The sequence below is a fragment of the Luteimonas sp. A649 genome (genome assembly GCF_054072735.1).
Genome location: NZ_JBSVRQ010000001.1, coordinates 1,935,541 through 1,957,163, shown reverse-complemented (window position 1 = coordinate 1,957,163; position 21,623 = coordinate 1,935,541). Strand labels below are relative to the sequence as shown.

Annotated in this window: 6 protein-coding genes; 3 read left to right on the top strand and 3 right to left on the bottom strand. The window is 69.0% G+C overall.

Going from position 1 to position 21,623, the window contains the following annotated elements; translation table 11 throughout:
- The first annotated feature begins 28 nt into the window (after nucleotides 1–28).
- On the top strand, nucleotides 29–508 hold the full coding sequence (locus ACW5E8_RS09020; RefSeq protein ID WP_456965112.1) for a hypothetical protein: 480 nt from the start codon (nucleotides 29–31) through the stop codon (nucleotides 506–508).
- Here the strand turns inward: ACW5E8_RS09020 and hrpA are convergent.
- Nucleotides 501–4,664 (bottom strand): ATP-dependent RNA helicase HrpA, encoded by a 4,164-nt coding sequence (gene hrpA / locus ACW5E8_RS09015; protein WP_456965111.1) that lies wholly within the window; start codon nucleotides 4,662–4,664, stop codon nucleotides 501–503. The genes ACW5E8_RS09020 and hrpA overlap by 8 nt on opposite strands.
- Before the next feature lie 77 nt (nucleotides 4,665–4,741).
- Here hrpA and ACW5E8_RS09010 point away from each other — a divergent pair, with 77 nt between their 5' ends.
- On the top strand, nucleotides 4,742–5,320 hold the full coding sequence (locus ACW5E8_RS09010) for a Dps family protein (protein ID WP_456965110.1): 579 nt from the start codon (nucleotides 4,742–4,744) through the stop codon (nucleotides 5,318–5,320).
- 106 nt (nucleotides 5,321–5,426) lie between these two features.
- Complete coding sequence (gene recQ, locus ACW5E8_RS09005) at nucleotides 5,427–7,253, top strand: DNA helicase RecQ (RefSeq protein ID WP_456965109.1); 1,827 nt, start codon at nucleotides 5,427–5,429, stop codon at nucleotides 7,251–7,253.
- Between the two features lie 504 nt (nucleotides 7,254–7,757).
- Here recQ and ACW5E8_RS09000 read toward each other — a convergent pair.
- Together ACW5E8_RS09000 and ACW5E8_RS08995 are read right to left on the bottom strand one after the other, a co-directional pair.
- A complete protein-coding gene (locus tag ACW5E8_RS09000; protein ID WP_456965108.1) occupies nucleotides 7,758–11,462 on the bottom strand; it encodes a hypothetical protein in 3,705 nt (1,234 codons plus the stop codon).
- A 20-nt stretch (nucleotides 11,463–11,482) separates the two neighbouring features.
- Nucleotides 11,483–21,613: a DUF7507 domain-containing protein gene (locus ACW5E8_RS08995; protein ID WP_456965107.1), complete on the bottom strand. Its 10,131-nt coding sequence runs from the start codon at nucleotides 21,611–21,613 to the stop codon at nucleotides 11,483–11,485.
- Nucleotides 21,614–21,623: the final 10 nt, after the last annotated feature.

Genomic DNA, 21,623 nt, shown 5'->3' with positions numbered 1-21,623 from the left:
CCCGACCTCGCCCCCGGGAACAGACGCCATGCCGGTACGCAGCATCCTCCTTGCCGCCCTGCTCTTCGTCGCCGCGCCGGCCGCGGCCCAGCAGGCGATCCAGACGCAGATGACACCCGAGGAGTTCAAGGCCACGGGCCTGGACAAGCTGAGCGCGGACGAGCTTGAACGGCTCAACGCCTGGCTCAATCGCACGATCGACACCGAGTCCGAAAAGGCTGCGGCCACGGCGAAGAAGGAAGTCGAGGACGAGAACCGCGGCTTCTTCTCCTTCGGTTCCACCGAACCGGTGGTCGGGCACATCGTCGGCGAGTTCCGCGGCTTCTCGCGGGGCCGCGAGTACACGCTCGACAATGGCCAGGTCTGGCGCCAGACCGATGCCGCGACGCTGTCGGGCGCCCGCCGCGACAGCCCCGAAGTCCGGATCACCCCGGGTCTGATCGGCAACGCGTGGTACATGGCGATCGAGGGCTACAACACGCGCGCCAAGGTCGAGCGGATCAAGTAAGCGCAGCCAGCCGCGTCGCCAGCTTCTTCGGCGACACCCCGCCCTTCGCGCCGAGTTCCTGCGCGAACACCTGCACGCGCAGTTCCTCCAGGTCCCAACGCAGGGCCTGCCAGCCGGGTTCGCCCGCGCAACCCTGGGCCGTCGCGCGCGCCAGCGCGTCGGCGAAAGGCATGAGCTCGAGCATGCGCTGCTGGTCGCGCGACGGGTCGTTCAGCGCGCGCGATGCCCGCGTCACCAGCGCCTTCAGGTAGCGCGGGTACTCGGCCAGCACGCTGGCCGGCACGTCGCGCAGGAAGCCGGCCGGGGCGAGTGCAGCCAGCTGCGCCTGCATGTCATCCAGGTTGCCGCGCGCCCAGCCCATCAGCTTGCCATCCAGGGCAGCCCGCGCGTCGGCCACCAGGGACAGGATCGCTTCCGCCTGCTTCAGGCGGCGCATGGCCTCCGGAAACAGGCCCTTGCCCACTGCGTCGGCGCACGAGGCAAACGCCGCGGGATCGCGGATCGCGCCCAGGCCTTCGGCGGTGAGCGCCGCGAAGGCGCCGTCCACCAGGTCTTCGCGCAGCGTGTCGGCTGGACGGCTGCCACCGGCGCCCCGCGGCGCGGTGGACTCGATCGCGGCATACAGCAGGGCCGTCTTCGGCTGTATCGGCAGCTGCTTGCGTGCCTGCCGAATGCGCTCGGCAACCCCCAGCGCGAGCAGCCGGCGCACCCCGCGGGGGTGCTGGCGCTCGGCCTCCGTGCGGTCGGCGTGCACGTCCAGCGAGACGCTGTCGCCGTCGTCGTGCAGCGCGGGGAAGGCCGGCACACCGCCGGCGCCGGGCACTGAAACGGGAATCGGCGTGTCCGGGAACTCGGTCAGCGCCTCGCGCGCGAGGCCGGCGGACGCGTGCGCCGCGAAAGCATCGGCGGCGCGCGAACCGAAATGCGCGCGGAGATCGTCCAGGTCGCGCGATTCGGCCAGCACGCGGCGGCCGTCGGCATCGAGCAGGCGCAGGTTGGCGCGCAGGTGGGGCTCCAGCGCTGTGTCGTCGAAATCGGTGGGTGCGATCTCCACGCCCGTCAGGCGCTTGAGGAAGCGGGCCAGCGCACCACTGATGCTGTCGGTGGCGGCGTCGGCATCGCCATGGGCATCGGCAAAAGCACGCGCGAAGTCGGGCGCCGGCACGAAGTTGCGGCGCAGGGCCTTCGGCAGGCTGCGCAGCAAGGCGGTGGCTTTCTCCTGCACGAAGCCCGGGGCCAGCCAGCCCAGCCGCGGCCCGTCCATGGCGTTGAGCAGGTGCAGCGGCACGACCACGGTCATGCCGTCGTCGGGCGCGCCGGGCTCGAAGCGGTAGTGCACGGCCAGGCGCGCATCCCCCAGCGGGTAGTACGCGGGGAAGCGCTCCGCATCGCTGCCGTCGGCGACCAGCAGGTCGTCGCGGGTCCACTGCAGCTGGCGCCGCTGCTCCTTGGGCAGCTTCGCGTACCAGGCATCCAGCGCCTGGGCGCTGATCAGCTCGCTGGGAACGCGGTCGCGATACCAGCGCAGCATCCAGTCCTCGTCCACCACCAGGCCGGTGCGGCGCTGCTTGGCCTCTTCCTCTTCGGCCGACTCCAGCGTGCGGCGATTGCGGGCGACGAAGTCGGCGCGCAGGTTGATCTCGCCCGCCACCAGGCCGTCGCGCAGGAACAGTTCGCGCGCCTCCTCCGGATAGTGCGCGCCGTAGTGGAACGGCCGCGCCGCCGCGAGCACCAGGCCGAACAGGCCAACCTGTTCGCTGCCGACCACGCGCCCCTGCTTCCGCGACCAGCGCGGATCGAAGTGGCGCCGCGAGAGCAGGTGCGGCAGTTCGGCTTCGACCCACTCCGGCTCGATCGCGCCATTGGTCAGCGCCCACACTTTCTCGGTGTCGAGCAGGGTCGCGGTGAGCAGCCACGGCGGCGGACGCGAGCCCAGCGTCGACCCGGGGAAGAGCTGGAAGCGGCGGCCGCGCGGGCCTTCGTAGCTGGCCTGGCGGCGTTTGTCGCGTTCGGGGAGCACATGGCCGACCTGGGTCGGTAGCCCTGCCAGCAGCGCGCGGTGGACGCTCTGGTAGAGATCGCGCGCTTCGGCAGCCGCATCCTTCCCCGGGCTGGCGGAGACACCGTGCCGCTGGCTGTGGCCCTGGTCTTGGCCCTGGTCTTGGCCTTGACGCCGGCGCTGGCGCTGGCGGGGCGGTCGGGCGCCATCCTGGACTTGAGCAGCCGCGGCCGCCTGCCCCGACGCATCGTCTTCACTGCCCGCAGCGAAGAGCACATCGCCGGCCCGATCCTCTTCACTCCATCCCAGCCCTTCGCACTGCAGCTTCAGCTGGCGATGCAGCTCGCGCCATTCGCGCATGCGCAGGAAGCCCAGGAAGTTGCGGTCGCACCACTTGCGCAACTGCGACTGGGTCAAGTCCTGGTGCGCGACGCGATAGGCCTCCCACAGGCGCAGGATGGCCACGAACTCCGACTTCGGGTCCCGGAACGCGGCATGTGCGGCGTCGGCCGCGCCGCGCTGGTCAGCGGGGCGCTCGCGCGGATCCTGGATGCCGAGGAAGCTCGCGATCACCAGCATCTCGCGCAGGCAGCGATGCTCGTTCGCGGCCACCAGCATGCGCGCGAGCTTCACGTCCACCGGCAGCTTCGCCATCGCCTGGCCGTGCGCGGTGAGCTTGCGCGCCGCATCCACCGCGCCCAGTTCGGCCAGCTGCTGCCAGCCGTCGGCGATCGCGCGCGCGTCGGGCGGCTCGAGGAAAGGGAATTCCTCGATCGCACCAAGACCCAGCGCCAGCATGCGCAGGATCACGCCCGCCAGCGCGGCGCGGCGGATCTCGGGATCGGTGAATTCCGGGCGCGCGGCGAAATCGGCTTCGTCGTACAACCGATAGCAGGTTCCCGGGGCGATGCGGCCGCAGCGGCCGGCCCGCTGGTTGGCGCTGGCCTGGCTGATGGGCTCGATATGCAGGCGGTCGAGCTTCTGACGCGGGCTGTAACGCTTGACCCGCGCCAGCCCGGGATCCACCACGTAGTGGATGCGCGGCACCGTCAGCGAGGTTTCTGCGACGTTGGTCGCGAGCACGATGCGCCGCTGCGAGCCGGGGTTGAACACCCGGTCCTGGTCACGCACGGACAGGCGCGCATACAGCGGCAGCACCTCGGTATGGCGGTACTTGCGGCCCTCGAGCGCGCGATGCGCGTCGCGGATCTCGCGTTCGCCGGGAAGGAACACCAGCACGTCGCCGCCCATCCCGTTGCCGCCGCGCAGGATGATCTCGTCGCAGGCGGCCACGATGCCGTCGGTGGTCGACATCGCGCCATCCTCGCCCGGGCCATCGCCGCCCGCACTGCCGTCGAGCGCGCGGTAACGCATCTCGACCGGGTAGCCGCGGCCTTCCACGTTGACTACCGGCGCATCGTTGAAGTGCGCGGAGAAGCGCGCGGTGTCGATCGTGGCCGATGTCACCACCAGCTTCAGGTCGGGCCGCCGCGCCAGCAGCTGCTTCAGGTAGCCGAGCAGGAAGTCGATGTTGAGGCTGCGCTCGTGCGCCTCGTCGATGATCAGGGTGTCGTAGCGCGACAGCCAGCGGTCGGACTGGATCTCGGCCAGCAGGATGCCGTCGGTCATGAACTTGATCGCGGTCTGCTCGCCGACGTTTTCGGTGAAGCGCACCTGGTAGCCCACGGCGCCGCCCAGCGGCACCTGGAGTTCCTCGGCCACGCGCCGCGCCACGGCGCGCGCGGCGATGCGGCGCGGCTGGGTGCAACCGATCAGGCCCGCCGCGCCGCGGCCCGCGGCCAGGCAGAGCTTGGGGAGCTGGGTGGTCTTGCCGGAGCCGGTCTCGCCGGCGACCACCACCACCTGGTGCGCGCGCAGGAGTTCGACGATGCGCTCGGCCTCGGTCGCGATCGGCAGCGAGGGATCGACCTCGGCATGCGGCAGGCTCGCGGCCCGGGCTTCGCGCTGCGCCACCGAGCGCGCCAGCGCGTCCTCGAACGCCTTGCGGGGCGCATCGTCGTCCCGCGCCTGCTCCCGGCGCCGCCACAGGCCGAGCAGCCGGCCGCGGTCGCGGCTCATCGCTTTACCGATGTCCCCGCGCCCCGGGCGTCTTGACGCCGGGCTTGCATCACGAGGGCTAGACTCCATTTCACTCATGCGATTCACAGTTCCGGGCCGCTTCAATCCCGCCCCTATCGCGCCATTGTCGCGCGCTGACAAGAAAGGACACAGTGATGGCGAAGACCAAGACAAGTACCAAGGACAAGACCACGAATGCCAAGCGCAGCTCGCGCAAGGCCTCGCCCGTTGCTTCGCCCGCCTCGGGTTCGGTGGCACCCGGCGTGGATATCGGGATCGCGGACAAGGATCGCAAGACGATTTCGCAGGATCTCGCCCAGTTCCTGTCCGACAGCTTCACCCTGTACCTGAAGACCCACAACTTCCACTGGAACGTGACCGGGCCGATGTTCAACTCGCTGCACGCGATGTTCATGGACCAGTACACCGAGCAGTGGAACGCACTCGACGACATCGCCGAGCGCATCCGCGCGCTGGGCTACAACGCGCCGGGCTCCTACGCCGAGTTCATCAAGCTGTCGACGATCGCCGAAGAGCCGGGCCTGACCGAGGCACCGGACTGGCGCGCCATGGTGGCCCAGCTGGTCGGCGGCAACGAGGCCGTGTGCCGCACCGCCCGCCGGGCGCTGTCCCACGCCGATGATGCCGGCGACGACCCCACCGTCGACCTGCTGACCCAGCGCCTGCAGGTCCACGAGAAGAACGCCTGGATGCTGCGTTCCCTGCTCCAGTAATCGCCCCGGGGCCGGGATTCCCCGGCATCCGCGGCGCGCAACGCCCGACCCCGCGTCGGGCGTTCGCGTTCCGGGCCCTGAGACGCCGCCCCGGTATCCTTGTCGCATGAGTGACGCCGCACACCGCATCCTGCACGAGGTCTTCGGCCACGAGACCTTCCGCGGCGAACAGGCCGCCATCATCGAACACGTCGCCGGCGGCGGCGACGCCCTGGTGCTGATGCCCACCGGCGGCGGCAAGTCGCTGTGCTACCAGGTGCCGGCGCTGCTGCGCGAAGGCACGGCAGTGGTGGTCTCGCCGCTGATCGCGCTGATGCAGGACCAGGTGGAATCGCTGCGCCAGCTGGGCGTCCGCGCGGCCTTCCTCAACTCCACGCTCGACGGCGCCGAGGCCGCGGCCATCGAGCGCGAGCTGCGCGAAGGCAGCCTCGACCTGCTCTACGTCGCCCCGGAGCGCCTGCTCACGCCGCGCTTCATGTCCCTGCTCGACGCCAGCCGCATCGCCCTGTTCGCGATCGACGAGGCGCACTGCGTATCGCAATGGGGCCACGACTTCCGCCGCGAATACCGCGAGCTCACCGTGCTGCACGAGCGCTGGCCGCAGGTGCCGCGGATCGCGCTCACCGCCACCGCCGATCCGCCGACCCAGCGCGAGATCGCAGAGCGCCTGCAGCTCGAAGGCGCCCGGCGCTTCACCAGCTCCTTCGACCGCCCGAACATCCGCTACACCGTCGTCAACAAGGACAACGGCCGCCGCCAGCTGCTGGACTTCATCGAAGGCCATCGCGGCGAGGCCGGCATCGTCTACTGCCTGTCGCGCAACAAGGTCGAGAAGACCGCCGCCATGCTGCAGGAGGCCGGCGTCGACGCCCTGCCCTACCACGCCGGCCTGGACGCCTCGGTGCGCGCCGCCAACCAGCGCCGCTTCCTGCTCGAGGACGGCGTGGTGGTGGTGGCGACGATCGCCTTCGGCATGGGCATCGACAAACCCGACGTGCGCTTCGTGGCGCATATGGACCTGCCCAAGTCGATCGAGGGCTACTACCAGGAAACCGGCCGCGCCGGCCGCGACGGCGACCCCGCCGAGGCCTGGATGTGCCAGGGCCTGGGTGACGTGGTCATGCTGCGGCAGATGATCGACCAGTCCGAATCCGGCGACGAACGCAAGCGCCTGGAGCACCGCAAGCTCGACGCCCTGGTCGGCTACTGCGAATCCACCCGCTGCCGGCGCCAGGTGCTGCTGGCCTGCTTCGGCGAGGACTACGCCGCCAAGGGTGCCGGCGAGCCCTGCGGCAACTGCGACAACTGCCTGCAGCCGCCGGAAACCTGGGACGCGACGGTGGCCGCGCAGAAGGCGCTGTCCTGCGTCTATCGCACTGGGCAGCGTTTCGGCGCGGCGCACCTGATCGACGTGCTGCGCGGTTCGGAATCGGAACGCATCCGCCAGTTCGGACACGACGGGATCAGCACCTACGGCATCGGCACCGAACTCGACGCGCGCAGCTGGCGCGGCGTGTTCCGGCAGCTGGTGGCCGCCGGGCTGCTGGACGTCGACAGCGAAGGCTACGGCGGCCTGCGCCTGACCGCGGACAGCCGCGAGGTGCTGCAGGGGCAACGCGAGGTGCTGCTGCGCAAGGAAGCGCCGCGGGCGCGGGCGCGCGGGAAGGAGCGCACGCGCGACGGCCGCGCCGCCCTGCCCCCGGACCTGCCGGCCGAGGCGCAGCCGCTGTTCGAAGCCCTGCGCGAACTGCGCACCCGGTTGGCGCGCGAGCAGAGCGTGCCGCCGTACGTGATCTTCCACGACGCCACCCTGCGCGAGATCGCCGCGCTCAGGCCCGAGACCGAAGAGGAGCTGTCCGGCGTCGGCGGCATCGGCGCCGGGAAGCTCGAACGCTACGGCGGCCTGGTGCTGGAAACAGTCCGCGCCGCCTGAACAGCACCTCCGCCGCCCGCCGCACATGAAGAAGGCTCTTCTCCCAACTGAGGGAATGGCGCGCCATTGATACAGCGCGGGTGCCGGGTGGCAAGGCCCTTGAGCGCTCATGTCCCCCGGCGCTGACCTGCGGCCATCGCCTCCTCCTTGACTTCGCTCTCAAGGGCCTTGGCACCCGGTGCGCAGCAGTACGCGGTGACCCGGAAGCAAAGCCCGGGATCTCGCACATCTGCAGCGGAACCCGAGCCCCGTCGTGGCCGGGAGGCCTTCGCGGGGAAGTAAAGGAGGAGGCATCCGCCGCCAGGCGGATGCCGGGGGACATGAGCCGCGAAGGCCTCCCGGCCGCGGCGGGGCCCTCCAGATCACGGCGAGGCGTAACGAAAGAAGCAGGCACTCCTCGTCGAACCGTGTCCCCGGACTTGGGAGATGAACCATTAAAAAACCCGCCTGCACTCGCATGCAGGCGGGCTCGCATGTTCCGATCGGAACCGGCCGCGAATGGGCTCAGTAGCTGCCCACGAAGTTGATGTACCAGCCGCGGTGATCGTAATCGAAGTCGGTCAGGTCGTCGCTGAAGTCGGTGAAGTTGTAGCCGGCACCGATGCGGAAGTTCTGGCCGATGTCGCGGTCCACGCCCAGCATCCAGCCCTGGCGGGTGCCGCCGTCGTCCACGTCGAGCCAGCGGTACTCGGCCAGGCCGTGCCACTTGTGGGTCAGCTCGTAGCGCAGCTGGCCGGCCGCGAAGGTGGTCGCCGAATCGAACCAGTCACCCGTGCCGCGCCCGTAGCGCACCTCGCCTTCGCGACGCGCCAGCTTGGCCGCCGCTTCCCAGCGGTGCCCGAGGCGGTACACGCCCTCCAGCGACAGGACCTGCGTCCTCTGGTCGTGGTCGGCGCCGCCCAACTGGCCCAGCGTGGCCAGGTCGTACAGGTAGGAATAGCGACCGAACAGGCCCCAGCGGCTCTCGTTCCACGGCCGGTAGGCGAAGCCGAAGTTGCCTTCGATGAACTTCGCGCCGGCGGCCGGGTTGATGGCGTCGTCGGTATCGGCGTAGTTGAAGCGCGCCGCGATCCGCCAGCTCTCGTTGATCCGGTGCGCCAGGCGGTTGGTACTCACCCACTGCGTGCGCTGCTCCACGCCGGTGTCCTCGCGCCATTCCAGCTTGCTCTGCCAGTCGGTGCGCTGCGAGGTGTGGCCGCCGAAGACGCTGACCGCGCGTCGGTCGATGTTGCCGCCCTCGCTGTTGGTCAGTTCGCCGTCGGTGAGGGTGAAGCCGAGGTTCCAGCCCTTGACCGGATAGAAATCCATGCCGAAGGTGTGGGCCAGGCCGGACTCGCCGCGCGACTTGAGGAACTGGCTCTCGTTGAACATGTTGGTCTGGTTGGAGATCCTCCAGCGCTGCCCCAGCGTCCAGCCGTTGCGCGCGGCGGGATTGAACAGCGGGTCGTAGTCGCTGCGGTCGGTGGAATAGGTATAGCTGCCGTAGAAGCTCTGCAGCGGCGACACCCGGTACTCCGCCTCGACGCTGGCGCCTTCGCCACGGTCGCCGGTGGTGGCCTCGGCGCCGACCGTGGACAGGTTGGCGAAGTTGTAGCGGCCACCCAGGGTCAGCGCATCGTTGTCCTCGTACTGGCCGCCGTCGTCGTCCAGGGTCACCTGAGCGATGCCGTACAGGTCCAGCGCGGTGCCGAAGCGATGGGTGTACTTCACCGCACCCAGCATGCCCGCCGCCGTTGCCTGCGCCTGCCGGCGCTCCTCGATGCGGCGCACCTCGGCCGTCAGGGCGTTGTACTCGCCCGGGCGCCATTCCAGGCTGGCCTGTGCCTGGCGCAGCACGTCGCCACCGCGTTCGGCATTGCTGTAGCGGGCGAACACGCTCAGGTCCGGGGAGAACTGGCCCAGCACTTCGGCGCCGTGTTCCTCGATGTCCATACCGGTGTCGAAGCGCGAGATCGAGTAGCCGGCGTCCACCTGCCGCCACCAGGCGCCTGCGCTCCAGTCGAGCCGGGTCCAGCCCAGCTCCATGAAGTTGGCACGCGCCTCGACCGCGGTCGCATCGCCTTCGCGCGGGCCGGTCGGGTTGGTCTGCACGAAGCTCATGCCGCCGTTGTCGGAGAAGAACACCGGCGCACTGCTGGCCTCGGTCCGGCTGTGCTCGAGCTTCAGGTAGGTGCCACGGCCGGCCTGCAGGGTGAGGTCGGCGGCCATCAGGCTGTAGTCCTCGCCGGCGCGGTTCTCGTCGACCCAGGTCAGGCCGACGCCGACGTGGTCGCCGAACCAGTGCTTGCCGCGGATGCCGGCGGTGATGTCGTCCGGGTCGAAGCTTTGCGGGACCCATTCGTAGTCCACCAGCAGCCGCTGCTCGTAGCCGTCCAGCGGCGCGTCGCGGGTGATGGTGGGCATGTTCTGGCGGCTGATCTGCGCCAGCGGACGGGTCAGCAGGAGCCGGCCCTGCAGTTCGTCGATCTCGTAGTCGGCACCGCGCAGCAGCTCGATGCGCTGCTCGACGCGACCGGTGGTGCGGTCACGCACTTCCAGCACCACCCGGTCCGAGCCGGGCAGCACGTCGGTATGACGCAGGTAGTACAGGCTGCCACCGGTACCGGTGAACTCGCTGTGTCCCGGAGCGGTCTGCGCCTCGGAGCCGAACGCGCGCAGCTGCGTCTTCGCATCGCCCCAGGCGTTGTTGTCCATGGAGCGCCACTTCAGCCCGGCGCCGTACAGGGCGCGCGAGTACTGCGCGTACTCGGTGCCGGTGATACCGGTGTGGAAGTTGCCCCACAGGGCCTCGTTCTTGTCCCAGTCCACGCGCACGTAGAACCGGCCCATGGTGTCGACGTCACGGTACGTCGTGGAGTCGTCGCCATAGGTCGGGTAGTACAGGTCCGGATCCAGGCGGCGGAAGATGTCCTGCGGGTCGGCGGTGGTGAAGCCGTCGAAGATGTCGCCGAGCGGGCGGTTCTGGGTGTCGGCCTGCGCCGTCACCAGGTACCTGCCGGCCGTCTTGCCCTTGAGGTAGAACGCCAGGCGGCCGTCGCTGAGGATGTCGTCGTCGCGGCCGGCCAGGGCCAGGTCGCGCCCGGGCCCGCTGGCCCGGTTCTCGTACACGGTGATGTCGGCGAGCGCGACGCCGAAGAAGTAGCGGCCGCTGACCTCGACATCGAGCGGATAGCTCGACGCCGCGGCACCGGCACCGGCACCGGCGCCGCCTTCGGACACCGCGATGTCGAACCGGTGCTGGCCAATCGGCATCAGGTACTCGGCGACGAACTTGCGCTCCATGTCCACCGGATAGCTTTCGCCGTTGATCGACAGCGTCTGGCCTTCGGGCACGTTGCGGCCCTGGATGCGCACGCGCGAACCGTAGACCGGGATGTTCTGCTGGCGCAGGCCGTTGCCGGCAAACACATCCTCGACCAGCATCTGGTCCTGCGCCTGCTCGGTGCCCAGGCTGGTGCCGAGGCTGCGCTCGGCGCTGCTGCGCACCTGCTGCAGGCCGCGCTCGGCCTCGGCCGGGGTCACCAGCTGCAGCCGGCGCGGATGGGTCTCGTCGAAGCGGCCCTGCGCGTCATAGGCGCGAAGCACGTAGACCAGTTCGTCGCCCGCGCGGAACTGGATGGCCGACGGCAGCTCGCCGTCCCACTCGTCCTGCGCGACCGCCGTCACCGGCAGCGCGAATCGCGCCACCGGCGCGACCAGGTCGGCGTCGTTGCCGCGGAACACCATGACCTCGTAGCGCTCGATGAAGGCGGTGTAATTGCCACGGGCGAAGAAGCGCACCGGCTTCTGGATGCGACCGTCGGCGAAGGCCACCATCGTCGGAGCAGAGACCGACAGCTCCGGCTGGCCGAGGTTCGGGTCTTCCGTGGCCCAGATCACGCCGCCGCCGGGCAGGCGGATCGAGAAGTTGCCGGCGATGTCGGCGCGCCCCGGCCCTTCCAGGGCCAAGGACACGCGGCGGTCGGGCTGCAGCGCAGCCGAGCCCGAGTTCCCGTCGGTCCCATGGGTCACCGGTTCGTCGTAGCTGCGCGTGCGCAGGCGGAACAGCAGGCCCTCGTCGCCGGCGCAGCCGGCGGCATCGCAGTCGAACACCGTCGGCGCCGCGTCCACGGCTTCCGCCGGGGCGGTGACCGGCGCCGCGTCCTGCGCCATGGCCACTGGCGACAGGCCCGCCAGGAGACCCAGCAGGGCACGGTCAAGCAGTTTCATCTTCATTTTCCGGCTCGTGTTCATCGTGCATCCGTCCCGGCCGGGGCAGCCGGATCACCGCTGGATTCCACTCTCACCCGCTCGCGGACCTCGGGCCGCAGGCGCATGCGCAAGGCCTCGTAGACCGAGGTCGCCCGGCGCAGGCCAAGCGCCGCGTTGTAGGCATGCGGGCCGCGGACGTCGGTGTGGCCGACGACCACCACCACGCCGCCACCCATCGCCTCCAGCCGCGCGGCCACCGCGTCGAGCAGGCCGCTGAACTCCGGCCGGATCGCCGACTTGTCGGTGTCGAACAACACGGTCCCGAGCATCGCCCCGCTGGCGGTCGCACCCGCGACCAGGGGCGCATGCGGATCGTCCACGCGGGTGCGCAGCACGACCTCCAGCCCCTGCTGCGCGTCGGCCGACACCAGCGGCTGCAGCGCATCGCGCACCGCACCGGCGCGGGCGAAGGCCAGGGCCTCGCTGTCGCCATCGGCGCTGATCACCACCTCGCCACCGCCATGGGCCTCGATCCGCTCGGCCACCTGCGCGATCATCGGCAGGTAGGCTTCGCGCACCTCGGCGCTGCCGGGGGCGAAGAGCACCTCGCCCAGCTCCAGCGAGACCTGCTCGCGACCGTCCGGCAGGACCCGCACCGGCAGCTTCACGCCGAAGTCGAAGCGCACCGGAATGCCCGGCGTGACGCGGCGCACCAGCGGATTGGCCGTGGTGAATCCGGTCCCCGCCGGCAGCGTCGCCGGGTCGACCTTCAGGATGAAGTTGCGGCCACGGCCCCAGTCACCGCCATGCACGTCGGCCAGGTGGTAACGACCGTACTGATCGGCTTCGATCAGCAGGCCTTCCACCGAGGCGATGCGCACGCCCGGGATACCGCGCTCGTCGATCCCCTGGTTGGAGATGACGTAGGCCACTTCGTAACCGCCCTCGACCGAGGACACGCGGCGCTCGACCGTCGGCGCCGCGGCGTTCAGGCCGCGGGCGGCTTCACCGCTGTGCTCGACGCTGGTCTGGCCGTCCGCCGCCATGCGCACCGTCACACCCTGGTCGCTGGTCAGCACGAAGCCATCGTTGAACTCCAGCGCGCTCAGGCGCTGGCGGATCACCGTCGTCGGCGCCGGATCTGCTTCCGACGCACGGGCCGCGATGGCCCCCACCTGGATGCCGTGCAGCAGCGGCGAGCTGGCGTCGGCCAGCGGGCGCGGGCCGTTGCCGCTGTCGATCGTGGTCGAGTTGGCCACGTAGGCACCCGGCGCGAAACCACCGCTGACCGCCACGCCGCCCAGGTCGGCGCGATCCTGCCAGCCGTCACCGTCGCGGTCGTCGAAGACCGTGCCGAAGACCAGGCTGTCGTCGAGCAGCGGATCGCCGTCAAGCACCACTTCCGCGGTCGCCACGTTGGAGATCGGGTTGCCGTTTTCGTCCACGGCCACCGCCTCGTTGGCGTGGACGCCAAGGCGCACGCCCGCACCCACCCGCAGCAGGTAGACGATGGTGGCGTCCCCACCTGCGGCGATGTCCAGGCCACCGATCCGCAGCGGATGATGGCCGGGCGCCAGGGTGAAGGCGCCATCGGCATCACGCACCGACATCGAACCTTCCACGTAGCTGAAGCCCGCCGGCGGCGTATCGACCAGCACACCGTCGACCAGGTCCACCAGGCCGATGTTCTCCACGGTCACCGTGTAGCGCACCAGGTCACCGATGTTGACCGTGCGGGCCGCGACACTCTTCACCACGCGCAGCTGCGTCGGATTGCCCACCACATCGATGGTCGCGATCGCGGTATCGCAGTTGGTCGGATTGGCCGCGTCGCAGATCGTGTACGGGTAGGTATAGGTCCCCGTAGGCGTATCCACGGCGATGGTGATGGAGCCGTCCGGATTCATGGACAGGCCCGGATGCGAGGGCTCACCTGGAGTCAGCACGACCTCCGGCACCGTCGCCGGGTCGGGACCCACGGTGTCGTTGCCAAGTACCGGGCGGGTGGTCTCGCCCGCGTCCACGGTGCCCATCGGATCGTCGATCGCCACGATGCGCGGCATCGGCGTCGGCGTTTCCTCGTCGATGTTGTTGTCCGGATTCGGGTCGGTCTCGTTGCCGTCCACGCTGGCCGTGTTGCGGTAGTCGCCCGTGGCGTTCACGGTCACGGTGATCGACAGGGTCGCGATGCCGCCATTGGCCAGGTCGCCGATGGTCCACAGCCCCGTGCCCGCGTCGTAGGCACCGTCACCGGCACTGGACACGAAGCTGTAGCCGCTGGGCAGCGCGTCGGTGGCGACCACGCCGGTGGCATCGGCCGGACCGGCATTGCGCACCGTGAGGGTGAAGACCACGTTGGTCCCGATGATGGGGGTCGCGTTGTCCACGACCTTCTCGATCGACAGGTCGGTTCCGCTCTCGATCTCCACCACGGCCTCGCCAGGCGGCGAGACGATCGGCGTACCGGGCTCGCCCGGACGACCAGGCGGCGTACCCGCTGCGGTCGCCGTGTTGTGCACGGAGCCGGCGTTCACGTCCGCCTGGGTCACGACGTAGGTCGCGGCCGCGGTCACGCTCTCGCCCACCAACAGCACGCCCTCGGCGCCAGGCCAGGCATACGCCAGAGCGCTCAGGCCAGGCAGCTCGTCGGTCACCGACACGCTCGTCAGCGTCACGTCGCCGGTGTTGGCTACCAGGAACTGGTAGCTGATCACGTCGCCTTCGCTATACGGGCCGGCAGACGTCACCGACTTCAGCAGCGTCAGGCTCGGGTCCTGGGCGATTGGCGTATCGACCGGGCTCGGCGGTGTCGTCACCGGCGGCGGGGTCGGATTCGTCGGCGTCGACGGCGGCGTGCCATCGGCAGTCGCGATGTTGTGCACGTTGCCGGCGTTGACGTCGGCGGCGGTCACGACATAGGTCGCGCTCGCGGTCACGCTCTCACCCACCAGCAACACGCCATCGGCACCAGGCCAGGCATAGCTGATGGCGCTCAGGCCCACGAGTTCGTCGGTCACCGACACGTTGGTCAGCGTCACGTCACCGGTGTTCGTCACCAGGAACTGGTAGCTGATCGTGTCGCCTTCGGTGTACGGACCCGTCGAGGTGACGGATTTCACCAGTGTCAGGCTCGGATCCTGGGCAATCGGCGTATCGACCGGGCTCGGCGGCGTTGTCACCGGCGGAGGGGTCGGGTTCGACGGCGTCGACGGCGGCGTGCCTTCAGCAGTCGCGCTGTTGTGCACGTTGCCGGCGTTCACGTCGGCTGCGGTGACCGTATAGGTCGCGGTCGCGGTGACGCTCTCGCCCACCAGCAACACACCATCGGCACCCGGCCAGGCATAGCTGATCGCGCTCAGGCCCGGCAGCGGATCCGTGATCGACACATTGGTCAGCGTCACGTCGCCTGTGTTTTCAACCAGGAACTGGTAGCTGATGACGTCGCCTTCGGTGTACGGACCGGCAGACGTCACCGACTTCACCAGCGACAGGCTCGGGTCCTGCGCAATTGGCGTATCGACCGGGCTGGGCGGTGTCGTCACCGGCGGCGGGGTCGGATTCGTCGGCGTCGACGGCGGCGTGCCTTCAGCAGTCGCGCTGTTGTGCACCGTGCCGGCGTTCACGTCGGCGGCGGTGACCGTGTAGGTGGCCGCCGCGGTGACGCTCTGACCGACCAGCAACACACCATCGGCACCAGGCCAGGCGTAGCTGATGGCGCTTAGGCCCGGCAGTGGATCCGTGATCGACACATTTGTCAGCGTCACGTCACCGGTGTTCTCCACCAGGAACTGGTAGCTGATCACGTCGCCTTCGGTGTACGGACCGGCAGACGTCACCGACTTCACCAAGGACAAGCTCGGGTCCTGCGCGATCGGCGTATCGACCGGGCTCGGCGGTGTCGTCACCGGCGGCGGGGTCGGGTTCGTCGGCGTGGACGGCGGCGTGCCATCAGCAGTTGCACTGTTGTGTACGGTGCCGGCGTTGACGTCAGCCGCGGTGACCGTGTAGGTCGCGGTCGCGGTCACGCTCTCGCCCACCAGCAACACACCATCGGCACCTGGCCAGGCATACGCCAGGGCACTCAGGCCAGGCAGCGGGTCTGTGACCGACACGTTGCTCAGCGTCACGTCACCGGTGTTCTCAACCACGAACTGATAGCTGATGACGTCGCCTTCCGTGTACGGACCGGCGGACGTCACCGACTTCACCAGCGACAGGCTCGGATCCTGTGCGATCGGCGTATCGACCGGGCTCGGCGGTGTCGTCACCGGCGGCGGGGTCGGGTTCGTCGGCGTGGACGGCGGCGTGCCATCAGCAGTCGCGCTGTTGTGCACGGTGCCGGCGTTGACGTCGGCGGCGGTGACCGCGTAGGTCGCCGTCGCAGTCACGCTTTGACCCACCAGCAACACACCATCGGCACCAGGCCAGGCGTAAGCAATCGCGCTCAGGCCAGGCAGCGGGTCGGTGACCGACACGTTGGTCAGCGTCACGTCGCCGGTGTTCTCCACCACGAACTGGTAGCTGATGACGTCGCCTTCGGTGTACGGACCCGTCGAGGTCACGGACTTCACCAGCGACAGGCTCGGGTCCTGCGCGATCGGCGTATCGACCGGGCTCGGCGGTGTCGTCACCGGCGGCGGGGTCGGATTCGTCGGGGTCGACGGGGGGGTGCCATCAGCCGTCGCGCTGTTGTGCACGTTGCCGGCGTTCACGTCGGCGGCGGTCACGACGTAGGTGGCTGTCGCGGTGACGCTATCGCCCACCAGCAGGACGCCTTCGGCGCCCGGCCAGGCATAGCTGATCGCGCTCAGGCCCACCAACGCGTCGGTCACGGACACGTTGGTCAGCGTCACGTCACCGGTGTTCACCACCAGGAACTGGTAGCTGATCGTGTCGCCTTCGGTGTACGGGCCCGTCGAGGTGACGGACTTCGTCAACTCCAGGCTCGGATCCTGCGTGATCGGGGTGTCCTCCTCATCCGGAGGACTGTCGATCGGCGGCGGGTTCGGGTTCGACGGCGTCGACGGCGGCGTGCCGCCCGCGATCGCGCTGTTGTGCACGTTGCCAGCATTTACATCCGCAGCCGTGACCGTGTAAGTCGCCGTCGCAGTCACGCTCTGACCAGCGTCCAGCACACCATCGGCACCCGGCCACGCGTAAGTGATCGCGCTCAGGCCCGGCAGCGGATCGGTGACCGACACGCCGGTCAGCGTCACGTCACCCGTATTCGTCACCACGAACTGGTAGGTGATCGTGTCGCCTTCGGTGTACGGACCCGTTGAAGTCACCGACTTGGAGAATTCGAGGCCCGGCTCCTGGGCAATCGGGGTGTCCTCTTCGTCCGGAGGGCTGTCGACCGGCGGCGGGTTCGGGTTCGACGGCGTCGCCGGCGGCGTGCCGCCCGCGATCGCGCTGTTGTGCACGTTGCCGGCATTCACGTCCGCCGCGGTCACGACATAGGTCGCCGTCGCCGTCACGCTCTGACCAGCGTCCAACACACCGGCGGCACCCGGCCACGCGTAAGTGATCGCGCTCAGACCCGGCAGCGGGTCGGTGACCGACACGTTGGCCAGCGTCACGTCGCCGGTGTTCGTCACGACGAACTGATAGGTGATCGTGTCGCCTTCGGTGTACGGGCCCGTCGAAGTCACCGACTTCGCGACTTCCAGGCTCGGATCCTGCGTGATCGGGGTGTCTTCCTCGTCCGGCGGGCTGTCGACCGGCGGCGGGTTCGGGTTCGACGGCGTCGACGGCGGCGTACCGCCTGCGATCGCGCTGTTGTGCACGTTGCCGGCATTCACGTCGGCCGCGGTCACGACATAGGTCGCGGTCGCAGTCACGCTCTGACCAGCGTCCAGCACACCGGCGGCACCCGGCCACGCGTAAGCGATCGCGCTCAGACCCGGCAGCGGGTCGGTGACCGACACATTGGCCAGCGTCACGTCACCGGTGTTCGTCACGACGAACTGATAGGTGATCGTGTCGCCTTCGGTGTACGGACCGGCAGACGTCACCGACTTGATGAGTTCGAGGCCCGGCTCCTGGGCAATCGGGGTGTCCTCTTCGTCCGGCGGGCTGTCGACCGGCGGCGGGTTGGGGTTGCTCGGCGTCGACGGCGGCGTGCCGCCCGCGATCGCGCTGTTGTGGACATTGCCGGCGTTCACGTCCGCGGCAGTCACGACATAGGTCGCCGTCGCGGTCACGCTCTGACCAGCGTCCAACACACCGGCGGCACCTGGCCACGCGTAAGTGATCGCGCTCAGACCCGGCAACGGGTCGGTAACCGACACATTGGCCAGCGTCACGTCACCGGAGTTCGTCACGACGAACTGATAGGTGATCGTGTCGCCTTCGGTGTACGGACCCGTCGAAGTCACCGACTTCGCGACTTCCAGGCTCGGATCCTGCGTGATCGGGGTGTCTTCCTCATCCGGCGGGCTGTCGACCGGCGGCGGGTTCGGGTTCGACGGCGTCGACGGCGGCGTACCACCCGCGATCGCGCTGTTATGCACGTTGCCGGCGTTCACGTCGGCCGCGGTGACCGTGTAGGTCGCGGTCGCGGTGACGGTCTCGCCCACCAACAGGACGCCTTCGACGCCAGGCCAGGCATAGCTGATCGCACTCAGGCCCGGCAGCGGGTCGGTGACCGAGACGTTGCTCAGCGTCACGTCGCCGGTGTTCGTCACGACGAACTGATAGCTGATCGTGTCGCCTTCGCTGTACGGACCGGCAGACGTCACCGACTTCACCAGCGACAGGCTCGGATCCTGCGCGATCGGCGTATCGACCGGGCTCGGCGGCGTCGTCACCGGCGGCGGGGTCGGGTTCGACGGCGTCGACGGCGGCGTGCCATCGGCAGTCGCGCTGTTGTGCACGTTGCCGGCGTTGACGTCGGCCGCGGTCACGACATAGGTCGCGGTCGCGGTCACGCTCTGGCCAGCGTCCAGCACACCATCGACGCCCGGCCACGCGTAAGTGATCGCGCCCAGGCCCGGCAGCGGGTCGGTGACCGATACATCGGTCAGCGTCACGTCACCGGTGTTCGTCACGACGAACTGGTAGCTGATCGTGTCGCCTTCGGTGTATGGACCGGCGGATGCTGCCGACTTCACCAGCGACAGGCCCGGCTCCTGCGTAATCGGGGTGTCCTCTTCGTCCGGCGGGCTGTCGACCGGCGGCGGGTTGGGGTTACTCGGCGTCGACGGCGGCGTGCCGCCCGCGATCGCGCTGTTGTGCACGTTGCCTGCGTTCACGTCCGCGGCAGTCACGACATAGGTCGCGGTCGCGGTCACGCTCTGACCAACGTCCAACACACCGGCGGCACCTGGCCACGCGTAAGTGATCGCACTCAGACCCGGCAACGGGTCGGTGACCGACACATTGGCCAGCGTCACGTCACCGGTGTTCACCACGGTGAACTGGTAGGTGATCGTGTCGCCTTCGGTGTACGGACCCGTCGAAGTCACCGACTTCGTGACTTCCAGGCTCGGATCCTGCGTGATCGGGGTGTCTTCCTCGTCCGGCGGGCTGTCGACCGGCGGCGGGTTCGGGTTCGACGGCGTCGACGGCGGCGTACCGCCTGCGATCGCGCTGTTGTGCACGTTGCCGGCATTCACGTCGGCCGCGGTCACGACATAGGTCGCGGTCGCAGTCACGCTCTGACCAGCGTCCAGCACACCGTCGGCACCTGGCCACGCGTAAGCGATCGCGCTCAGACCCGGCAGCGGGTCGGTGATCGACACGCCGCTCAGCGTCACGTTGCCGGTGTTCGTCACCACGAACTGGTAGGTGATGACGTCGCCTTCCGTATACGGACCCGCCGAGGTCACCGACTTCGCCACTTCCAGGCCGGCATCCTGCGCCAGCGGCGTGGTTTCGGAGTCGTCGTCCGTCACCGGATCCGGCGTCGGGCCGCCCGGAGGCGTCGGCGGCTGGCCGCTCGCGGTCGCGGTGTTGTCCACCTGGCCAGCGTCCACGTCGCCCGGCTGCACGGTGTACACGTTGTCCGTGCAGGCCAGGGTCTGCGTCGAACCCGGCGCCAGGGTCGCGATCACCGGGCAGTCCAGCGACGGCAGCAGCGGGTCGCTCACCGACACGTTGGTCAGCGCCACGTTGCCCGTGTTCTCTACCGAGAACACATAGGTGATCGTGCTCTCGTCGGCCGAGAGCGTGCCCGTCTTCGTCAGCTCGAGCGAAGGCCGGTGCACCGGATGTTCGGTCGTACAGTCAACGCAGACCGGATCGGGGCCACCACCACCTTCGGCCGTCACGCTGTTGCCGACGGTGTTGCCGGCATCCGCATCGACAGCCGCGACATAGGTCAGGCTGTGCGAACCGACCGCCGCACCCGCAGGCAGGGTGAACACGTGGATCGGCGCGTTGGTGCCGTCGTGGCTGAAGCCGCCCGGGCTGCCCACGCTGTCGAAGGTCAGGCCGGCGCCCAGCGTGTCGCTCAGCACCACGGCGCTGGTGGTCGGCGCGTTGGCAACCGTGACGGTCAAGGTGTAGGACACCTGGGCACCCGGCAGGACCGGGACACCGCTGGCCGGGTCCGCGGTCTTTTCGACCGTCACCGACGGCGCGATTGGCAGGATCTCGCTGCAGCTGTTGCCCGCGGCCGCGCAGTCCACGCCGTCGACGGCTACCTGGTTCACGATCTCGGTGACGCCGGCCGCCAGCGGGTCATCCACCCTGACGACGAAGTCCAGCATCATCGAACTGCCGGGATTGATGGTCAGCTCTGCGGTATTGCTGCAGCTGTTGAGGTAGCAGGTGAAGTCATTGCCTGCCGCGACAACCTCGGTGTTGGCCGGGATGCCTTCGACCACCGCGCCCACCGGCACGATCGCCGTCTCGGTGTTGCTGATGTTGGAGACTTCGATCTGGTACGTGACGACGTCGCCAGGGGAGACCGCGACACCGGAGGCCGCGGGCTGGCCATTGACCTGCGAAACGGTCTTGCCGACCGTCAGATCGAACTGCGCCGGGCGGTTGGTGATCTCGCAGTCGATGTTTTCGCCGGGCTGACCCGAGTCGATGACGATCTGCGGCGGATTGGCGGGGTTGTAGGCCTGGTCGATCAAGATGGGACCACCCACGACCTGACACGTCACCCAGCGACTGTACTGGCCGAGCACCGAGCTCGAGCCGGGTGCCATCACCTCTTCGAGTATCAGCCGGTTGCCCGGCATCGCCATGGCACTGATCCAGGGCGACGTGGTCGCGGCGCCGGTCGTGGTGCCGGTGGCGACCTCGGTACCGACCGCGTTGCTGATCCGGTAGGCGAACTGGTCCTGCGGCGCAATCCGGCCTTCCGGCAGCATCTTGCGCAGGCGCACGCTGCCCCAGCGCACGCCAATCGCGAAGCCCTGTCCTGCATTCGAGTGGATCTGCGCCATCACCGTGAACGGTGCAGGCGAGTTCGGATCGCGATTCGCGGCCAGCACGACCGTGTTGGCATTGCCGTTACTTGTGCCGGTGAATCGCTCGCAGTCGACATACGACGTCAAGCAGGCGGAGCTGGCCGGTGGCGTCGTGCGCGTCACATTGTTGTTCGCGCTGTCGCCGAGCCATTCCATCAACACCCATGGTTGGCCGCCAGACACAACGCCGAAATCCATGTGTTCGTTGGTGTTCAGACGCTCGGCGTCGGCCATGATGATCTGGAACGGCAGGTCCCTGATCTCACGCCCGTCAGGCGCAAACAGGCGCACGTCCTCCAGGGTGAGCACGACGCCATTGCCGCGCCCGTTCTCCGGCGTGTTCAAAGCCGCCGCGTTCGGCGTCAGGATCGTGTAATAGCCGGACGTGCCGCTGAAGTGCGAGCCGGTCCAGGCCGGTGCCTGCAGGACCCGCAGCCCGGGGTTGGCGTGCGTACCACCCGTTATCCGTGCGGTATACGTGATTCGCGAGCCATCCGGCAGGGCAACGTCGTAATCCCTGTTGGTTCCCGGCGTGCCTCCCGCGAGGTCCTGATTGACACTGCCGAACTGGAACCAGCAGATCTCCGCGACGTGCTCACCCAGCGAATTGGGGTTGGCCAGCCGGCAATCGGACTGGGTGGCCTGCGCGTGGGCGGCCCCAGGCAGCAGCAAGGCCAGCAGCATGCCCACGAACACCATGGCCCACACGTGCGCCAGCGCGACACTCTTTGAACGATCCAGATTCACCCGTACACCC

What these genes read in the sequence shown, in the direction of transcription:
- ACW5E8_RS09020 (WP_456965112.1), top strand. Translation starts at nt 29, where the DNA reads ATGCCGGTACGCAGCATCCTCCTTGCCGCCCTGCTCTTCGTCGCCGCG.
- hrpA (WP_456965111.1), bottom strand. Translation starts at nt 4,664, where the DNA reads ATGAGTGAAATGGAGTCTAGCCCTCGTGATGCAAGCCCGGCGTCAAGA.
- ACW5E8_RS09010 (WP_456965110.1), top strand. Translation starts at nt 4,742, where the DNA reads ATGGCGAAGACCAAGACAAGTACCAAGGACAAGACCACGAATGCCAAG.
- recQ (WP_456965109.1), top strand. Translation starts at nt 5,427, where the DNA reads ATGAGTGACGCCGCACACCGCATCCTGCACGAGGTCTTCGGCCACGAG.
- ACW5E8_RS09000 (WP_456965108.1), bottom strand. Translation starts at nt 11,462, where the DNA reads ATGAAACTGCTTGACCGTGCCCTGCTGGGTCTCCTGGCGGGCCTGTCG.